Source organism: Candidatus Bandiella numerosa, assembly GCF_021811875.1.
Classification (GTDB): Bacteria; Pseudomonadota; Alphaproteobacteria; order Rickettsiales; family Midichloriaceae; genus Aquirickettsia; species Aquirickettsia numerosa_A.
Genome location: NZ_JAJBJD010000270.1, coordinates 1 through 251 on the forward strand (window position 1 = coordinate 1; position 251 = coordinate 251).

General features: G+C 44.2%; 1 protein-coding gene. It reads left to right on the forward strand.

Annotated elements, in window-relative coordinates; translation table 11 throughout:
- On the forward strand, positions 1–187 hold a 187-nt coding region (locus L8D11_RS05615; protein WP_236870672.1), incomplete at its 5' end, for a hypothetical protein.
- Between the last annotated feature and the right edge of the window lie 64 nt (positions 188–251).

A 251-nucleotide genomic window follows, 5' to 3' on the forward strand; every position in this document is an offset into this window, starting at 1 on the left:
TACTTTGCCGTCAGCTTCCTTCCGCCAACTCCTCACGAAGTTAACCTTGCCTCAGCTAATGGACAGCTCTATATCAGCCCATGAGGGACTTGAACCCTCTACTCTTACATCATGCACGGCGCACATAGCTTCTTGCGGCTTGCCATGCCATACTTTATATTTTGAAGAATCAAGACTATCTGTGTAATCTGGGAAAGCTATTTTAGCTCTGTCATATGCCTGCCTAATATGATACCAGTCTAGAATTTTAG